Consider the following 17,736-nt stretch of genomic DNA (forward strand, 5'->3'; position numbering starts at 1 on the left):
CATGACGGGCCCGTCCGCCGAGCAGATCGAAGGCGTGTTCCGCCGGGAGTACGGCCGCGCGGTGGCCGTACTGATCCGCCACCTCGGTGACATCGACCTCGCCGAGGAGGCGGTCCAGGACGCGTTCACCGAGGCGGTACGGCGGTGGCCGGTCACCGGCCCTCCCCCGAGCCCGGCGGGGTGGATCATCACCACCGCCCGCAACCGGGCGATCGACCGGCTGCGCCGGGAGGCCACCCGCCAGGACCGGCACGCCCAGGCGGCCCTGTTGCACACCCCCGGTGAACCCGTCGAGGAGGGCCCAGTGCGCGACGACCGGCTGAGGCTGATCTTCACCTGCTGCCATCCCGCGCTCTCCACCGGCGCCCGCGTCGCGCTGACGCTGCGGTTGCTGGGCGGGCTCACCACGGCCGAGATCGCGCGCGCGTTCCTGGTCCCCGAGCCGACCATGGCCCAGCGGCTGGTCAGGGCCAAGAACAAGATCCGCGACGCGGGGATCCCCTACCGGATCCCCGCCGAGGCCGAGCTGCCCGATCGCCTGCGGGCCGTGCTGGCCGTGGTCTACCTCGTCTTCACCGAGGGGCACACGGCCAGCACGGGCGACCGGCTGGTCCGCGAGGACCTGTGCGCCGAGGCCGTCCGCCTGGGACGGCTGCTGGCCGAGCTGATGCCCGACGAGCCCGAGGTGCTGGGACTGCTCGCGCTCATGCTGCTCGCCGAGTCGCGCCGGGCCGCCCGCGTCACCCCCGGCGGCGACCTCGTGCTCCTGGCCGACCAGGACCGGAGCCTGTGGGACCGGGAGCTCATCGCCGAGGGGCAGGCCATCGTCCGGCGCTGCCTGCGGCGCGGCCTGCCGGGCCCGTACCAGATCCAGGCGGCGATCAACGCGGTGCACTCGGACGCGCCGATCGCGGCCGCCACCGACTGGCGGCAGATCCTGGCCCTGTACGACCGGCTGCTGGAGTTCGCGCCGGGACCGGTGGTGGCCCTCAACCGCGCGGTCGCGGTGGCCGAGGTCGAGGGACCGGGCGCTGCGCTCGACCTGGTCGACGGTCTCGACCTGGGCCGCTACCACCTGTTCCACGCCGTCCGGGCCGATCTGCTGCGGCGCCTGGGCCGCGCCTCCGAGGCGGCCCGGGCGTACGACGCCGCGCTCGACCTCGTCGGCAACGCGGCCGAGCGCGACTTCCTGCTGCGCATGCGCGCGACGGTGGATCCCTGACCGTCGCGGGACCCCGCCCCGCCCCGTCGCACGCGTCGTGGTCGTCACGGTCGTCGCACGTGTCGTACGCGTCGTGGTGGTCGTGGTGGTCGTGGTCGTCGTGGTCGTCGCACGCCTTGTACGCGTCGTGGTCGTGGTACGCGTCGCGCCCGGCCGCGCCGATCGGTCGCCGGTGATCACCAGGTAGAGCCGGTCGAGGTGAGCGGGGCCGGCGATCACACCGAGGTGACGGCCGGGCAGGGGGCCTCGGCCGTCACCAGGGACCGATGGGGCTCAGTGCGGGGCCCGGCCGGTTCCGAAGGGGTTGTTGACGGCGTAGCGCCACAGCCCGTCCGCCCCCCGTCGCGCGACGTCGGCCGCGGTTCCCCCGAGGTGGACCTCGTGGCCGTCGGCGCCCGTACCGCGAAGGGACCAGTCGACGACGAGCAGGGCGACGTCTCCGGCGACGTAGGCGTGCCGCAGCCGGGCGTCGATCGGCAGGCCGAAACCGAGGAGATGGCGGTCGGCGGCGGCCCGTTCCGCACCGGTGGCCGGATGGCCCGGGGAGGGGACGAGCACGCTCGCGTCCTCGTAGAGGCCGTCCAGGCGCTCGGCGTTCCCCGAGTTGAACGCGTCCACGTAGGCCGCGGGGAGCAGCTCGGCGTCGGTGGGAAGAATGGCGGTGGTGTCGTCATGACGTGTCATGACATACGCATCGTACCATAAAAATGATCTTCATTGGGAGGGGCCGGACGGCTCGGGCGGCAGGAGAGGACGGAGACGAAGAGTGACACGGGACGACGTGATCGACCTTGAGAGGCAGGGCTGGCAGGCGCTCTCCTCCACCCCGGAGGCCGCCACCGGGTTCTACGAGCGGATCCTCGACCGCACGGTCGTCATGCTGCTGCCCGGCGGCATGGTGCTCGACGACCGGGCGGCGATCGTGAAGGCCATGTCGGGGCGGCCCTGGTCCTCCTACGAGCTTCAGGACCCGCGCGTGTCCCACCCCACGACCGACACCGCGCTGGTCACCTACGGCGTCCTCGCCCGGCGCGACGGCGCCCCGCCGTACTCGGCCCTGATGAGCAGCCTGTACGCGCGCCGCCAGGACGGCTGGAGGCTGGTCTTCCACCAGCAGACACCGCGCTGAACCGGCACCCGGCATCCGGCCTCGGCACCCGGCACCCGGCCCCGGTATCCGACACCGGCGGCGATGTAAGGGGTAAGTCGTACCGCTGTAATGGTTGAGGTGTATTAACCGCTTACAGCACGCTGGACGTATGACAGACGAGATCTCGACCGGACGGCGGCCCGCCTGCCCCTCGTGCGGGCGGCCGGCCGCCGTTCCGGCGTCCACCCACCACACCTCGGAGGGAACCGTCCGGTACGCGCGATGCGCGTGCGGCCGATGGCTGGTCGTGCTGGCCGGGCGGGTCATCGGCGCCGGCGCCGGCACCGGGTGAACGCCCGGCCCCGGCCGTCCGGAAGGATCACCCGGCGCCAACGATCACCCGGCGCTGCGCCCCAGCGCCCGCTCGGCCCACTGGCCGACGTCGCGACGCTCGATCGCCGCCGCCATCAGGTCGGGGAAGGCGTCCGGTGTGCAGGCGAAGGCCGGCACCCCCATGGCGGCGAGCGCCGCGGCGTTGTCGTGGTCGTAGAAGGGCGCGCCCTCGTCCGAGAGCGCGAGCAGCACGATCACCTGCACCCCGGCCGCGGTCATCTGGGCGACCCTGCGGAGCATCTCCTCGCGCACCCCGCCCTCGTAGAGGTCACTGATCAGAATGAAGATCGAATCAGTGGGACGGGTGATGAGACCCTGGCTGTAGGCGATGGCCCGGTTGATGTCGGTGCCGCCGCCGAGCTGGGTGCCGAACAACAGCTCCACGGGATCGTGAAGCTGGTCGGTGAGATCGACCACCGCCGTGTCGAAGACGACCAGCGAGGTCCTCAGCGAGCTCATCGAGGCCAGGACCGCGCCGAAGACGCTGGAGTAGACGACGGAGGCGGCCATCGACCCGCTCTGGTCGATGCAGAGCACGACCTCGCGCTGGACCGCCCGCTGCCGCCTGCCGTACCCGACGAGCCTGGAGGGGATCACGGTGTTGCGGTCGGGCAGGTAGTTCTTCAGGTTGACGCGGATCGTGCGGTCCCAGTCGATGTCGGCGACCCGCTTGGGCCGGTGGGTCCGGGCCGAGCGGTCCAGCGCCCCGGTCACCGCGGCCTTCGTCCTCTGCACGAGCTTCCGCTCCAGCTCGGAGACGACCTTGCGGACCAGGGCCCGGGCCGACTCGCGCGCCTTCTCCGGCATCACCCGGTTGAGCGACAGCAGCGTGCCGACCATGTGGACGTCGGGCTCGACGGCCTCGAGCATCTCCGGCTCCATGAGCAACCGGGTCAGGTTCAGCCGCTGGACCGCGTCCTTCTGCATGACCTGGACGACGGTCGAGGGGAAGTAGGACCGGATGTCGCCCAGCCAGCGCGCCACCCTGGGCGCGGAGGCGCCCAGACCTCCGCTCCGCTCACCCGCCCCCGCGCCGCCGCCGTTGTACAGGGCGGCCAGGGCACCGTCCATCTGGGCGTCGGTTCCGGTCAGCGAGCAGCCGGTGCCGTCTGCGTCGCCGCCCAGGACCATCCGCCAGCGGCGCAGCCTCTCATCCATCGGTCCGTCCCGTCCTTCCCAGGATCGCCAGTACGGTCCGCACGGCCGGTGCCGCGCGCTCCTCGTCGAAGTCCTCCGCCTCCGGTGCCCGGTCGGCGGTGCCCGTGCCCAGCGAGCGGACGCGCGAGCCGATCGAGCGGCGTTCCGGGGCGGCGAAGGCACCGAACGTCCTGCGCAGCAGCGGCAGGACGTCGACGAAGGTCTCCGGGGCGAGCCCGGTGAGCCAGGCGTCGACCAGCCCGAGCAGTCGCGGATCGTGGACCAGCAGCAGCCCACCGCCCGACAGGAAGCCCTCGATCCACGCGGCCGCCCTGGCCGGAGGGTGCCCGGCCGACATCGCGCGCGACATCCTCCGGTCCACCTCGGTCGTGTCGAGGTCTCCGGCGTCCAGCAGGATCCTGGTGAGCCGTCCCTCGATGAGGCCGTGCAGGTCGGCACGGCCCGAGGCCGCGCGCAACGCCGCCAGCCACCGCGCTCTCGGCGCCTCCTCCGCTCCGGCGACCCGCTCCCCGGAACCGTTGACCCGCTCCTCGGAACCGTCGGCACCCGTGGAACCGGCCGAGCCCGCGGAGTTCGCGGAGTTCGCGGAGCCTGCCGGGTCGGTGTCGAGGAGGGCGACGGCGGCGTGCACGGCGTCGATGTGCCCGAGCAGGTCCTTTGCCGCGTCGTCGTCGAGGCCGGTGACGGCACCGCCGACACCGACGCAGATCCTGGTGAGCATGGCCTCGACGATGACCGTCAGGCCGGTGGCGGGCGTGCCGCGCACGTCGCCGTAGCGCTGGGCGCGGACCATGGCCGGGAGCGCGGCCATCAGGTGCGTGACGTCGCCGTCCAGCGCCGCCCGTTCCGACAGGGCGTCGAGGACGTGGGGCAGCGCCTCGGGCAGGTCGGCGAGCAGGCAGCGCTCCACCAGGCCGGTGAGGGTGGCCAGGGTGACCCCGCCGGACGCCCTGCCACCGGGCCCGCCCGCTCCCCCGCCCCCCGGACCCGCACCCGACGGGCCCGCGCCTCCGGGACCGGGTGCCGATCCGGGGAGCGTGCCGGACGCGCCGGACCGGGTGACCGGCGCCGTTCCCCCGTCGGCGAGGTCGCGGACGCGGGCGGCGGCTGCGGCCGGGACGGTCGTGCCCCAGGCGCTCGCCTCGATCAGGTCGATGTCGAACTCGGGCCGCCAGGCCAGCGACCACGACTCGCGGAAGGTACCCTTGCTGCGGCTCTGCTGCGGGGTGCCCCAGTCGATGCCGAGCAGGCGCAGCCGGTGCAGCAGCCTGCTGCGCTCCAGGTCGAGGGGCTTGCGCAGGTCGAGATCGTACTCGCGGTCGAGGGCCTCGGGCTTGAGGCGCACCCTGCGCTGTTCCTCGCGCAGGTGGCGCTGCAGGGGGACCATCGGGGTGCTGTCCGGCACCTGGCCGAGGCGCTCCCCCACGACCATGCGCCGCTGGATCAGCTCCACCGGCAGGTCGTCGCCCTCGCAGAGCACCGCCCTGACCGCCTCGGTCACCTCGGCCAGCCCGGCCAGCGGCCGTCCCCTGAGCACGGCCAGGCTCTCGGCGAGCCGTACCCCCTCGATGACGTGGGCGGAGGAGACCGGCAGGTCCTCCTCCCGCAGCACCCCGGCCGCTCCGGTCAGCCACCGCTCGACCGGACGGTCCGGGGAGGTGAACAGGTGGTGGTACCAGCCCGGGGAGGTGACGCCCGCGCCGTACCCGCTCCAGGCGGCCAGCCGCCCGTACGTCCACGGCACCCAGGTCATCTCGGCCTTGACCTTGGGCAGTCCCCTGAGCAGCGCGTCGTCGGCCTTCGCGGTGGGCAGCCCGGCTCCCCAGGCCGCCCCCTCGCGCGAGGTGCCCGTCAGCGCGGGGACGTGCCACGCTCCGCAGACCACGGCGATCCGCTGGAAGCCGTCCTTGACCGCCTTGCGGATCGTGCGCCGCATGAACGCCTCGCGCCGCGCCTCGTACTCGTCGGCGGAGTGGCCCTCGCGGACGGCCTCCATGGCCTCGGCGATCATGTGGAACGGGGTGTCGCCGCGGTGCTCGACCGCGTCCTCCCACCAGCGTTCGGGGTCGTCGTACCCGGCGGCGCGGGCCAGGGCTCCGATCGGGTCGATCCGTACCGTCTCCGGAGCGGCGTCCCTGTCCCCGCCGTCCCCGCCGTTCCCCTCTCCCCCGGGCACCGCGTCCCCGGTTTCCCCGGTGTCCCCGGTGTCGCCCCCGGCGCCCTCAGGATCCGTGCCACCCCCGGGACTCTCGGCGCCCTCCTCCTTGTCGTCCTTGTCGTCCTTGTCGTCCTTGTCCTCCGTGTCCCCGGCCGTCCCGGGATCCGTCCGCTCCGGTTCGGCCGATCCCGGACCTGATCCAGGACCCGGACCGGGACCCGCGTCCGGGCTCGCGTCGCCGGGCTCGCCGGGCCGGGAGGCGAGGCTGTGCACGGCGGGCAGGTCGCAGAACCGGACCGGGACGCCCGCCCCGAGCGCGTGACGGATCGCCTGCCACTCGGGGGAGAACTCCGCGAACGGCCAGAACGCGGCCTTGGACGGCTCGCCCGGCACGTGGGCGAGCAGCGCGACCGGCGGCCGCAGGTCGGGGTCGCGTGCCAGCTCGACCAGCCCGTCCGCCTCGGGCGGGCCCTCGATGAGCACGATGTCCGGCGCGAGCCGCTCGAGCTCGTCGCGCAAGGAGCGCGCCGACCCCGGGCCGTGGTGCCGGATTCCCAGCACGGAGACGCTCATCGGCACCACCCGGCCGCCGCGGGGACCCGCACCGAGGTCGTGGGGACGCCCTTCGGGGGGAGCATCGCCTCAGCCCGCGTCACGGCAGGCCCGGTAGAAGTCGCGCCAGTCGCGGCGCTCGCGCACCACGGTCTCCAGGTACTCGCGCCAGACGACACGGTCGGAGACCGGGTCCTGGATCACGGCGCCGACGATGCCCGCGGCCACGTCGGACGGGCGCAGCACGCCGTCACCGAAGTGCGCCGCCAGGGCGATGCCGTTGGTGAGGACGGAGATGGCCTCGGCGGTGCTGAGCGTGCCGCTGGGAGACTTGACCTTGGTACGGCCGTCCTCGGTGACGCCGGTGCGCAGCTCCCTGAAGACCGTGACCACGCGGCGGATCTCCTCCAGACCGGTACGGGTCTCGGGCAGCTCCAGGGAGCGGCCGAGCTGGCCCACCCGGCGGGAGACGATGTCCACCTCCTCCTCGGCGGTGGCGGGGACCGGCAGCACGACGGTGTTGAACCGGCGGCGCAGCGCGCTCGACAGTTCGTTGACGCCGCGGTCGCGGTCGTTGGCGGTGGCGATCACGTTGAACCCGCGCGAGGCCTGCACCTCCCGGTTGAGCTCGGGGATCGGCAGCGTCTTCTCCGAGAGCACGGTGATCAGCGCGTCCTGCACGTCGGAGGGCATGCGGGTCAGCTCCTCCACGCGGGCGAGCCGTCCCTCGGCCATCGCCCGCATCACCGGGCTGGGGGTGAGCGCCTCCATGGACGGGCCCTCGGCCAGCAGCCGGGCGTAGTTCCAGCCGTAGCGGACGGCCTCCTCGGCGGTGCCCGCGGTGCCCTGCACCAGCAGGGTGGAGTCGCCGCTGATCGCGGCGGCCAGGTGCTCCGACAGCCAGGTCTTGGCCGTGCCGGGCACGCCGAGCAGCAGCAGCGCGCGGTCGGTGGCGAGCGTCGCCACCGCCACCTCGACGATGCGCCGCGGCCCGATGTACTTCGGGGTGATCTGGTCGCCGTCACCGAGGATGTACGTCGTCACCGCCCAGGGGGACAGTTTCCACCCCGGCGGGCGGGTCCGGTCGTCGCTCTTGGCCAGGATCGCCAGCTCCTCGGCGTACTGGTCTTCGGCGTGGGCCCGCAGAACCGTTGTCACTACTGCAGCTCCTTCAACATGTCGTCACGGAAACGCAGGAGGGCGGCGACCTCCTGGATGGGGGGTTCGGGGGAGAAACGCGCGGCCATGTCGTGCAGGGCCGGATCGACGCGCTCCCCGGCGAGTCTGGTGACCTCGCCGACGTACCAGGACTGGTTGCCGGAGGAGAGCTTGAGGATCTTCTCCAGCACGGCGAGCGTCAGGTCGGGACCCCAGGGGGCGGGAACGCCCACCAGGCGGTCGACCAGCCGTCCGTGCCGGTCGGCGTGGTGACGGACGAAGTCCACCGCCACGGCCTCGCGCTCCACCGGGGGCAGCACCGCGAGCAGGTCGGCGAGCGGGTCGTCGAGGAAGAGCTCGCGGGCCCACGCCGGGTCGCCCTGTACGACCGCGGCCCTGACCCATCCGGCCACGACCTCCCGGCGCCAGTCGACGACCTTCATACGGACGATGTCGCGGGGCGAGGCTCCGAACAGCCGGGTCCAGACGGCCAGCGGGGTGCGGGCCACCAGCTGCTGGAGCCACCAGCTCTTCTCACCGGTGCCGTGCGGGGGCTTCGCCCGGATGCCGTCGCGTTCCATCGCGGCGTCACAGGTCTCGGGCGGGGTGACGAGTATCTTCCCGCCCCCGAGGATCCTGCCGGGCTTGACGGACAGGTGGCGCGCGGCCCGTTCGGCCATCCGCTGCCCGAGGCGCGAGCCCGGAAGCCTGCTGAGCAGGTAGGCGGCCTCGTTGCGGACCTCGCGGCGGCGGTCGTCGAGCGCGGCCTCCAGGAAGGGCTCGTCGTCGTCGGACAGGCCGTCGGCGAGGACCTTGAGAAAGGCCTCCCGGTCGGCGGGCGTCTCCTTCTCCCAGGTCGCCGCGAGCAGTTCCCTGGCCCCGGCCGGGTCCGCCGCCCGTCGCGCGGACAGGTAGACGCGGCGGTCCCCGGAGGTGCCGAGCTCCCAGACCTCGTCGCCGTCGAACCCGGTCACGGCGGCGGAGGTGACCTCCTCCAGCAGGAACTTCCAGGACGGGTTGAGACCGGCCAGCCAGCGGCCCCGGTTCCCGGCGAGCACACCGACGTGCGGCCGGATCGACCTGTCCTTGGCGGCGTGGTCGAGGAGCCTGGGCAGCAGGTGCGGGGAGAGCCGGTAACCGCGCCCCGCGGCCGCCTCAAGCCACTCGTCGAGCAGTTTCGGCCCCTTGCCCTCCACAAGGCCGGCGAACCGGTCGGCGGCGGCGGGCGGGATCACGGGCTGCTCCTCGGGCGCCGCCGTGGCCGGCGGCTCCACCCCGGTGACCGGCCGCCGTCCCGCACGCGTCCGCAGCGTGTGCACGGCCGCGCGTTCGAGCAGCTCGACCTCGCTCGCGGCCTGCCCGGGGATCGGGCGCCGGTCGGTCCCGACGAGCGCGGTGGAGACCAGGTCCTCCCATTCGGCGGAGGCGTTCACAGGACGATCACCCTGCCTTCCTCGTCCCAGGTCGTCAGGGGGCGCAAGCCCCTGGGGGTCCATTCGGCGGCGACGGTCACGGGGTGACCGCCGGAGACGGCGGCCAGCCGCCAGGGGGTTCCCACCGACGGGTGGAGGGCGAGCCCCCCGGAGGGGCCGGTCAGCAACCGCAGGTCGTTCCCTGCGGGGACCACCCCCTCCAGCAGTACGGGCCAGGAGTCGAGCCAGGGATCACCGGCCAGCGCCTCGGCGACCTGGTCGAGGGCCGCCCGCACGCTCGTGCCGGGCAGCGGGCCCGCTCCCACGTCCTCACCCCCCGCCGCCGTCGTGCCGGGCGCCGTCGTGCCGGGCGTCTCAGGCCCGGACGCCGTCGTCCCGGCCGCACCGGGACGGACCGCGTCGGACCCGTTCGAACCGACCCCGTTCGAACCGGCCCCGGCACCATCGGGACGGGCCTCCACGGAACCGGCCCCGGGACGGATCGTCCGGTGACGGGCGGCGACCACGGCGCGCAGCGGAGCCGAGCCGGGATAGAACGCCAGGTCGGCGTCGACGGTCGTGCCGGTGACCAGGGAGGCGTCCAGGGCCTGCCCGGCCGGTGCGAAGGAGAGCACCAGCGCGACCCTGCCGGTCTCGCGGCCACGGAGCCACACCCTGCGGGCGGTCAGCCTGTCGTTCTCCTCGTCACGCCGTCCCAGCACGTCCCACCGGTCGCGGACGGTGCCGCCGGCGATCACCTCCTCCTTGGTCATCGAGAAGCCGACCCGGTCGCGTACCCGCTGCAGGAGCCCTGCGGGCACCGCTCCCCCGGCGTCCGCCCCGGCGACGGCGTCACCGGCGCCGTCGGCGCCGTCCGCAGAAGACGCCGGGGACTCCGGGGACTCCGGGGACTCCGGGGACTCCGGGGACGCCGAGAGACGGCGGTGCGCCACGCAGAGCAGGTGCAGCAGCGCGTACTCGCCGAGGAGTCGGGCCGGCCAGTCGTCGCCGTCCAGGGTGGCGCCCAGCCGGGAGAGCGAGCCCGCCACCCCGGGGGCCTGGGCGTCGACCAGGCGCTTGGCCAGGGCGTCCCACTGGTCGTGGCGCCGGGATCCGGCGATGCCCTGCCTGATCTGGTCGGCGAGCCAGCGTTCCAGATCCGCGAGACCGGCGGTCACGCGCTGCTCGCGCCGGTCGGCCCTGCGGCCGTCGGCGGGCCCCGCCTCGGCGGACCTGGCCGCTCGGGCCGCTCCGGCCTCGGCCGCCTTGGCCGCTCGCCCGCGCCGCCCGTCCAGCCACTCGCCCACCCAGTCGGCGGGTTCGTCGGCGGCGGGGACACCGTCGGCCGACCAGAGCAGCAACAGGCCCAGCGCGTGCTTGCACGGGAACTTCCTGCTCGGACAGGTGCACTTGTAGGCGGGCTCGGACAGGTCGACGCACGCCCGGTAGGGCTTGGAGCCGCTGCCCTTGCACTCGCCCCACAGCGCGTCGGCACCGACCCCCGTCCCCGACCACTTGGCGGGAGAGGAGACTCCGTGGGCTGCCTTCTGGGAGGAGGCGTCGGGCGCGAGCGCCAGCACCTGATCCCGGTTCCACCGTTCGATCACGCAGCGAACGCTAGCCAACCTTGCCGACAAAACCACATCGATCTCCACCAGGCCGTCCCCGCCCGCGGGACGGGTCCCGGGACGCACCGTGCCGCGGAACGTCCGATGCCGCGGCAGGACCGCGGGACGCGCTCCGCGACGTGACGTACTGTCGTCCGCGATCCCTAGAATCCGTCTGTGACGATGCCTTCCCGGCCTCCGCTCGCCGAGGCCCTCGATCTGCTGCCGCATCCCGAGGGCGGCTGGTTCCGCGAGACCTGGCGGACCTCCGCCGAGCTCACCCCTCCCGGATACGACGGGGTCCGGGCCACGGCCACCGGGATCTATTTCCTTCTTCAGCCCGGCGAGGAGTCACGTCCCCACGTGGTCCGTTCCGACGAGATCTGGTTCTGGCACCGGGGCGGTCCGCTGACGCTCGTCCTCGGCGGTCACGAGGGGGTGCCCGCCACCACCGTGACCCTGGGTCCCCTGGTGGAGGAGGGCCAGCTGCCGCAGGTCCTGGTGCCCGGAGGCACCTGGCAGGCGGCCCGGCCCGCGGGCGACGAGGGGGTGCTGGTGAGCTGCGTGGTCTCCCCCGGTTTCGACTTCGCCGACTTCCGCATGATCTGACGACACCCCCGCCCCGACGTTCCCGCCCGATGTGACGCCCTCTTCCCGCGTGGGGAGAATGCGGTTACACGTCCATACCGGGAGGTCGAAGGTGACCAGCGAGATCGTCTCCGTCATCGGCGGAAAAGAAACGTCCAGCGGTGTGACCTACGAGTCGGTCGACCCGGCCCACCTGGACGAGGTGGTGGCACGGGTCCGGCTGGCGGACCCGGGCACGTTCTCCTCCGCGTGCCGCACGGCCGCCGCCGCGCAGAGGGAGTGGGCGCGCGTCCCGGCGCCCGTCCGGGGGCGGGTGATCGCCTCCATCGGGCGCCTGGTGGAGGCCAACGCCGTCGAACTGGCCCGCCTGGTCACCCGCGAGATCGGCAAGCCGTACGCCGAGGCGCTGGGCGAGGTCCGCGAGATCGTCGACACCTGTGACTTCTTCCTCGGCGAGGGCCGGAGGCTGTACGGGCAGACGGTCCCCTCGGAGATGCCGGACAAGAACCTGTTCACCTTCCGGGTCCCCGTCGGGGTGGCCGCGGTGATAACCGCCGGCAACTTCCCGGTGGCGGTGCCGTCGTGGTACCTCGTCCCGGCGCTGCTCTGCGGCAACGCCGTGGTGTGGAAGCCCGCCGAGTACGCGGCGGCCTCGGCGCACGCGCTCTACCGGTTGTTCGAGGCGGCCGGTCTGCCGGACGGCGTGCTGAACCTGGTCCTCGCCGACGGCGCCACGACGTTCGAGGGCCTGGAGGCGGCGCTGGCCGAGGGCACGGTGCACAAGGTCGGGTTCACCGGATCCACCGAGGTGGGACGTGCCGTCGGCGAGCTGTGCGGGCGCCACCTGCAGTCCCCCTGCCTGGAGCTGGGCGGCAAGAACCCGATGGTCGTGATGCCGGACGCCGACCTGGACCTGGCCGTGGAGGGCGCGCTGTTCGCGGGCTTCGGCACGGCCGGGCAGCGCTGCACCTCGCTCGGCACGGTGATCGTGCACGAGAGCGTCCACGACGAGTTCCTGGACCGGTACGCCCGTGCCGTGGCCGGGGCCGCGATCGGTGACCCGTCCGGGGACGTGTTGTGCGGCCCGCTGCTGGAGCGCAGGTTCGCCGACCGCTACGAGGAGTACCTGGGCTGGATCCTGCCGCACCACAGGGTCGTCTCCGGCCCGGTCGGCCGGATCACCGCCGACAGCCCGCGCGGCGACTTCACCGGGGAGGGCGGCCTCTACTACCACCCGGTGGTCGTGGACGGCGTCCGTCCCGACGACCGGCTGTTCCTGGAGGAGACCTTCGGCCCCATCGTCGGAGTGACCTCCTTCACCACCCTGGAGGAGGCGCTCCACCTGGCCGACCTGCCCGGTTACGGGCTCTCCTGCTCGATCTACACGACCGACCCCGCCTCGGTCTTCCGTTTCCGCGAGGGGATCGGCGCGGGCATGGTCAGCGTCAACAACTCCACCTCCGGCGCGGAGGCCCACCTGCCGTTCGGCGGCAACGGCAGGTCCGGGAACGGGAGCCGTCAGTCCGGGATGTGGGTCCTCGACCAGTTCACCCGGTGGCAGTCGATGAACTGGGACCACTCGGGAAGGCTGCAGAAGGCCCAGATGGACGTCGCCGAGATCGTTCCCGACCTGGAGTTCCGCCTCTGAGACCACCTCGCCACCATGACCATCATGTGAGACGATTCTTCTTGAAATGTGAGACCTCTGTTACGGTCGGAGCGATCGCCGACGAGGGAGAGGTCCCCATGACAGGCACGAACGCCGTCTACACCCACGGACACCACGAGTCCGTGCTCAGGTCCCACCGATGGCGTACCGCGGAGAACTCGGCGGCGTACCTGCTCGGGCATCTGAGGCCGGGCATGAGCCTGCTGGACGTGGGGTGCGGGCCCGGCACCCTCACCGCCGACCTGGCCGCGCGCGTCGCGCCCGGCCGGGTCACCGCGGTGGAGGTGAGCGAGGAGGCGCTCGGCCTGGCGCGGGCGGAGGCCGCGCGCCGGGGGCAGGACGGCATCGCGTTCGCGGTGGCGGACGTGCACGCCCTGGAGTTCCCCGACGACACCTTCGACGTGGTCCACGCCCACCAGGTGCTCCAGCACGTCGGCGACCCGGTGGGGGCGTTGCGCGAGATGCGCCGGGTGTGCCGGCCGGGCGGGATCGTGGCGGTACGCGACAGCGACTACACCGCGTTCACCTGGTTCCCCGAGGTGCCCGCGCTGACGGAGTGGCTCGACCTCTACCGGACGGCGGCGCGGGCCAACGGCGGCGAGCCCGACGCCGGGCGGCGGCTGCTGTCGTGGGCGCGCCGGGCGGGGTTCGCCGACGTCACGGCCACCTCCTCGACCTGGTGCTTCGCCACGCCCGAGGACCGGTCCTGGTGGGGCGGCATGTGGGCCGAGCGGGTGCTGCGCTCCGACATGGCCCGCCAGGTCCTCACCTCGGGCGTCGCCACCGAGGAGGATCTGCGCCGCGTCTCCCAGGGGTGGCTGGAGTGGGCCGGGGAGCCGGACGGCTGGCTGTCGCTGCTGCACGGCGAGCTGATCTGCCGCGCCTGAGGACCCGTGCCCCGCCCCCGTGGATCGCCCGGGCATCGCCCGCGGATCGCCCGGGGGAAGGATCCCCGCCCACCGGCCACGAGGTCATCCCGAAAAAGAGGTGACCCCGGAAACGACGTGGGCGCGGAGAAGGGCCGGGGCGCCCGCCGACGCGGACGCCCCGGGAACGGACGGGACTACTGCTTGGTGATCTTCACGTTGTCGATGCCGGCCTCGACCAGGGAGGCGCCGGAGGCGTCACCGGCCTCGACCAGGATGCGGACGCTCTGCCCGGCGAAGGCGGAGATGTCGACGTTGGCGGTGGCCCAGGCGCCGTCACGGTTGGCGGCCGAGCCGAGCTGCTGGAAGACCTGGGTGGTGGTGGAGCCGACGACCTTCACCCGCAGGAAGTCGGCGTTGGAGGCGTTGGAACCGTGCGCCAGGTACCAGGAGAAGCCCAGTTTCAGCGTCCCGGTCGGCAGGGTGATCGCCGGTGACCGGATGCTGCTGACCCCGCCGTCCAGGTCGTGCTCGCCCGCCGACGCGCCGGCGAGACGGCCGGTGACCAGGTCGTTGCTGCCGCTGACGGTGGTGCCCAGCTGCTTGGTGCCGCCGGAGGTGGTGGCCTCGGGGTCACCGCGTTCCCACGCGCCGGCCGTGGCGGTGTCGGTGCCGGACGGGTTGGCCGTCCAGCCGGTCGCCGTCTCGAACTCGTCGGAGTAGACGGTCACCCCGGGGTTGGAGCCGCCGCAGTACTGCGACTCCTTGCCGATGATCCGGTAGACGCAGTCGGAGTACTCGATGAAGCGCAGCACGGCCTCGCGGTTGCGGGTGGTCTGCGGGCCGATCTGCTCGTCGGGAGGGTAGAAGCCCGGCGAGGCGCTGACCGGGTACATCTCGAAGGTGTAGCTGAAGATCTTGTAGACGCCCCACATCCAGTCGTCGATCGTGCCGTCGGTGACGTACAGGTCGCTGGCCTGCTGGGGGGTGTAGCCGTTGGTGGAGGCCATGTTCTGGCCCAGGGTCGCGTGGGCGTCACGGTCGTCCTGGGTCAGTCCGGGCGCGGTGTCGTTGAAGGTGTAGCCGTACGGCCACAGGATCAGCTCGCCGTAGGTGTGCCAGTCGATGTGCGACTTGATCTGCTGCACGCCGCCGACGACCCGGCTGCGCACCCAGTTGGCCACCGCCCGCACCTCGGGGGCCGACTCCGCCGCGGGACCGCGGTAGGTGTCGCTGGAGGGCGAGCCGGACGAGCCGGCGCAGCAGCCCCAGTTGTAGCCCCAGTTGCGGTTCATGTCCGTGCCCACGTACGACGAGCCGGAGTTGGGCTGGCGGTTCTTGCGCCAGGAGCGGTAGGAGCCGCTGGCGATGTCGTACTCGCCGCCGTCCGGGTTGAGGTCCGGCATGATCCAGATCTCGCGGCCGTTGACCAGGTTCGCGATGCGGCTGTCGGTGGTGTAGCCGTCGGTGAACAGGTTGAGCAGGTAGATCGCCATCTCGACGGTCAGGTGCTCGCGGGCGTGCTGGTGGTGGGTGAACAGCACCTCGGGCTCGTTCTCGTCCGTGGCGACGTTGTCACTGATCTTCACGGCGATCAGGTCGCGCCCCTCGTACGAGGTGCCGTAGCTGATCTTGCGGGCGATCGTCGGGTGGTCGGCGACGATCTGGTTCACCGCGGCGGTCATCTCGGCGTAGTTGTGGTAACCCGAGTCGGACGGCGGGAAGTCCGCGCGCTGCTCCGGGCCGGTCGGGAATAACGCCCGGGGGACCCGGGTGACGGCGTAGCCGAGTTTCTTGATCTCGGCCACTTCCTCCTGGCTGGCGGTGACCACGACGGAGTCGGAGCCGACCTGGTCGATCGCGGCACCCGTGGCGGCGACCGCACTGCGCTGCTGGGACGTGCTCGGACCCTGGACCTTGTACTGGCTGTTCGGTTGTGGCTCGGCCGAGGCTCCGGCCCCGGTCATACCGAGACACAACAGCGCCAGGGCGGCGAACACCACGATCAGTCGGCGTCTCACCTGTGTCCTCCTCAGGCACGCACTGTAGGGATTGGTCGCGTGCCTCCACCGAGAGTCAAACAACGGCGTTGATTGGAAAAGGCCCAAATTTGGGCGCCGCGTGGACTCCGGGAGGAGATGCAGGGCCGGGAGAGAGGATCAGAAGACGATCCGGAACCAGAGCGTCCGGGCACCCCCCGGGGTCCCGGGGCGCACGCCCCACCGGTCCGCGAGCAGGTCCACCAGGAACATGCCCCGGCCGCCCTCGGCCTCGGGGTCGTTGCGCACGTGCGGCGCCGAGGCACCGGATCCCGCGTCGCAGACCTCGACCAGCACCGCCGCGGGCCTCACCGTCACCGTCATCGCGACCTCGCCGCCCGCCCGGGAGCCGGAGTGCACGACCGAGTTGGTCACCACCTCGCTCACCAGGAGAACGACGTCGTCGAGGGCGGGATGGTCCTCACCCAGCAGTTCCCTGACCCGGCCGCGCGCCACCGCCACCGACTCCGGCACCCCCTTGAGGGTCACCCTCATCCGAGGTGAGACGGCCTGCCGTCCGGTCCTCATCGTCGACCTCGCTCCCCGACACGCATATTCCATGCACGTCGCCCTCTGAGATGGCACACTCACTCACGGTGAACTGTTCTATCAAGGACTGCAATACCTCATGTTGAGATTCCACAGTTTTCCTATCAAAGGACGGAGGGAGGTAGATGCGTGGTTTCTCGACGCAGCCCCACGGCCCGGCATCGCCGCCTGGTCGCTGAACTCAACCGTCTGCGAAAGGACAGTGGGCTGACCAGGGTGGAGGTGGCCGAGCGGATCGGCTCCACCGACACCACCGTCTGGCGGTACGAGACGGGTCAGACCCGTCCCCGGCCCTCGGACGTGTCGGCCCTCACCGATGTGTACGGAGTGACCGGGGAGGCACGGGACTTCCTGATCCAGCTGGCCGTCGAGGCCAGGCGACGCGACTGGTGGCACCGCCACCGGCAGGCGTTCAAGCCGGGCTTCGACTCCTACATCGGACTGGAGGCGGAGGCGTCCCTCGTGCGCTCGTACGAGCCGCTCGTCGTCCCCGGCCTGATGCAGACCGAACCGTACGCACGTGCCGTGGTCGAGGCGACCTCCGTCGTCCAGACCCCCTCAACGGTCGAGGAGACGGTCGCCGTGCGCATCTCGCGTCAGCGGTTGCTGCACGGACCAGGCGACCCCATCCACCTCGTCGCGGTACTCGACGAAGCGGTGATCCGGCGCCGGATCGGCGGCGGCGGCATCATGACGGAGCAGCTGGAACATCTCGTCCACCTCGGCGGGCTGCCCAACGTGGAGATCCGGGTCCTCCCGTTCTCCGCCGGGGCCCACCCCGCGATGGACGGACCGTTCTGCCTGCTCAGCTTCCCCGAACCGGAGGATCCCGACCTGCTCTACCTGGAGCAGGCCGCGAGCGGGCTCCTGCCGGACGAACCAGAACAAGTCAGCCGGTACGTCTCCATGTTCGAGAGCCTCTGCGCCATGGCCCTCGACCAGGAGGCGTCGGCGGCCTTCATCGCCCAGATGGCGAGAAGGTTCTCCACCCCCTAGTACCCGAAGGAAGAAAAAGTGCGAGGGTCCACGATGGATCTGTCCGACGCCCAATGGCGCAAGAGCGGCCGCAGCACCGGAGGCAACTGCGTGGAGGTGGCGGTCGTCCCCGGTGACGCGACGACCGTCGTCCACAAGGCCGGCTCCGACCACCTCTACCTCGTCCGCGACTCCAAGGATCCGAAAGGCCCGGCGCTGGCGTTCACCCGGAGCGAGTGGGACGCCTTCGTCGGCGGCGTGAAGGACGGCGAGTTCGACTGACACACCTCCGGGGGAACC

The 17,736-nt window shown here is 72.4% G+C and carries 17 protein-coding genes; 9 read left to right on the forward strand and 8 right to left on the reverse strand.

Translation table 11 applies throughout. The features are described 5' to 3' along the window. Position 1 precedes the first annotated feature (1 nt). Positions 2-1,222 carry an RNA polymerase sigma factor gene (locus ACIBCT_RS26735; protein ID WP_399193032.1) on the forward strand — a complete coding sequence of 407 codons (1,221 nt, stop codon included), beginning with the start codon at positions 2-4 and terminating at the stop codon, positions 1,220-1,222. A gap of 37 nt (positions 1,223-1,259) precedes the next feature. Next, a complete protein-coding gene (locus ACIBCT_RS26740; RefSeq protein ID WP_399193034.1) occupies positions 1,260-1,409 on the forward strand; it encodes a hypothetical protein in 150 nt (49 codons plus the stop codon). A gap of 86 nt (positions 1,410-1,495) precedes the next feature. Here ACIBCT_RS26740 and ACIBCT_RS26745 read toward each other — a convergent pair whose 3' ends face one another. Next, the gene (locus tag ACIBCT_RS26745) at positions 1,496-1,906 is read right to left on the reverse strand and encodes a YybH family protein (protein ID WP_399193036.1); all 411 of its coding nucleotides are present in this window, start codon (positions 1,904-1,906) and stop codon (positions 1,496-1,498) included. 82 nt (positions 1,907-1,988) lie between these two features. On the opposite strand from ACIBCT_RS26745, the gene ACIBCT_RS26750 reads away from it, so the two are divergent. Then, the gene (locus ACIBCT_RS26750; protein ID WP_399193038.1) at positions 1,989-2,351 is read left to right on the forward strand and encodes a DUF4440 domain-containing protein; all 363 of its coding nucleotides are present in this window, start codon (positions 1,989-1,991) and stop codon (positions 2,349-2,351) included. Between the two features lie 130 nt (positions 2,352-2,481). Then, positions 2,482-2,664 carry a hypothetical protein gene (locus ACIBCT_RS26755; RefSeq protein ID WP_399193039.1) on the forward strand — a complete coding sequence of 61 codons (183 nt, stop codon included), beginning with the start codon at positions 2,482-2,484 and terminating at the stop codon, positions 2,662-2,664. A gap of 44 nt (positions 2,665-2,708) precedes the next feature. Here the strand turns inward: ACIBCT_RS26755 and ACIBCT_RS26760 are convergent, their stop codons facing one another. The 5 genes from ACIBCT_RS26760 to ACIBCT_RS26780 all read right to left on the reverse strand — a co-directional run bounded on the left by ACIBCT_RS26760 (position 2,709) and on the right by ACIBCT_RS26780 (position 10,750). Continuing rightward, positions 2,709-3,863, reverse strand: coding sequence for a VWA domain-containing protein (locus ACIBCT_RS26760; RefSeq protein ID WP_399193040.1), 1,155 nt, complete (start codon positions 3,861-3,863; stop codon positions 2,709-2,711). Beyond that, positions 3,856-6,594, reverse strand: a complete 2,739-nt coding sequence (locus ACIBCT_RS26765) for a DUF5682 family protein (RefSeq protein WP_399193042.1) — start codon at positions 6,592-6,594, stop codon at positions 3,856-3,858. The genes ACIBCT_RS26760 and ACIBCT_RS26765 overlap by 8 nt, the downstream gene beginning before the upstream one ends. Before the next feature lie 69 nt (positions 6,595-6,663). Further along, positions 6,664-7,731, reverse strand: coding sequence for an AAA family ATPase (locus ACIBCT_RS26770; RefSeq protein ID WP_399193044.1), 1,068 nt, complete (start codon positions 7,729-7,731; stop codon positions 6,664-6,666). Next, the gene (locus tag ACIBCT_RS26775) at positions 7,731-9,164 is read right to left on the reverse strand and encodes a DUF5691 domain-containing protein (protein ID WP_399193046.1); all 1,434 of its coding nucleotides are present in this window, start codon (positions 9,162-9,164) and stop codon (positions 7,731-7,733) included. The genes ACIBCT_RS26770 and ACIBCT_RS26775 overlap by 1 nt, the downstream gene beginning before the upstream one ends. Continuing rightward, positions 9,161-10,750 (reverse strand): SWIM zinc finger family protein, encoded by a 1,590-nt coding sequence (locus ACIBCT_RS26780; RefSeq protein ID WP_399193048.1) that lies wholly within the window; start codon positions 10,748-10,750, stop codon positions 9,161-9,163. The genes ACIBCT_RS26775 and ACIBCT_RS26780 overlap by 4 nt, the downstream gene beginning before the upstream one ends. Positions 10,751-10,933: 183 nt before the next feature. Between ACIBCT_RS26780 and ACIBCT_RS26785 the strand changes: the two genes are divergently transcribed. From ACIBCT_RS26785 to ACIBCT_RS26795, 3 genes are all read left to right on the forward strand, one after another. Then, positions 10,934-11,359, forward strand: a complete 426-nt coding sequence (locus ACIBCT_RS26785; RefSeq protein ID WP_399193230.1) for a cupin domain-containing protein — start codon at positions 10,934-10,936, stop codon at positions 11,357-11,359. Between the two features lie 91 nt (positions 11,360-11,450). Continuing rightward, positions 11,451-12,986 carry an aldehyde dehydrogenase family protein gene (locus tag ACIBCT_RS26790; RefSeq protein ID WP_399193050.1) on the forward strand — a complete coding sequence of 512 codons (1,536 nt, stop codon included), beginning with the start codon at positions 11,451-11,453 and terminating at the stop codon, positions 12,984-12,986. Positions 12,987-13,084: 98 nt separating this feature from the next. After that, positions 13,085-13,894, forward strand: coding sequence for a class I SAM-dependent methyltransferase (locus tag ACIBCT_RS26795; protein WP_399193052.1), 810 nt, complete (start codon positions 13,085-13,087; stop codon positions 13,892-13,894). Between the two features lie 176 nt (positions 13,895-14,070). Here ACIBCT_RS26795 and ACIBCT_RS26800 read toward each other — a convergent pair whose 3' ends face one another. Both ACIBCT_RS26800 and ACIBCT_RS26805 read right to left on the reverse strand, forming a co-directional pair. Further along, positions 14,071-15,894: a M14 family zinc carboxypeptidase gene (locus ACIBCT_RS26800; RefSeq protein WP_399193054.1), complete on the reverse strand. Its 1,824-nt coding sequence runs from the start codon at positions 15,892-15,894 to the stop codon at positions 14,071-14,073. A gap of 138 nt (positions 15,895-16,032) precedes the next feature. Continuing rightward, complete coding sequence (locus ACIBCT_RS26805) at positions 16,033-16,440, reverse strand: ATP-binding protein (protein ID WP_399193056.1); 408 nt, start codon at positions 16,438-16,440, stop codon at positions 16,033-16,035. Between the two features lie 150 nt (positions 16,441-16,590). On the opposite strand from ACIBCT_RS26805, the gene ACIBCT_RS26810 reads away from it, so the two are divergent. Together ACIBCT_RS26810 and ACIBCT_RS26815 are read left to right on the forward strand one after the other, a co-directional pair. Next, a complete protein-coding gene (locus ACIBCT_RS26810) occupies positions 16,591-17,457 on the forward strand; it encodes a helix-turn-helix domain-containing protein (protein ID WP_399193058.1) in 867 nt (288 codons plus the stop codon). A gap of 33 nt (positions 17,458-17,490) precedes the next feature. Beyond that, complete coding sequence (locus tag ACIBCT_RS26815; RefSeq protein WP_344900660.1) at positions 17,491-17,718, forward strand: DUF397 domain-containing protein; 228 nt, start codon at positions 17,491-17,493, stop codon at positions 17,716-17,718. Positions 17,719-17,736 lie beyond the last annotated feature (18 nt).

Origin of the sequence: Streptosporangium sp. NPDC050855, assembly GCF_044456585.1 — a bacterium.
GTDB classification, from domain to species: Bacteria; Actinomycetota; Actinomycetes; order Streptosporangiales; family Streptosporangiaceae; genus Streptosporangium; species Streptosporangium longisporum.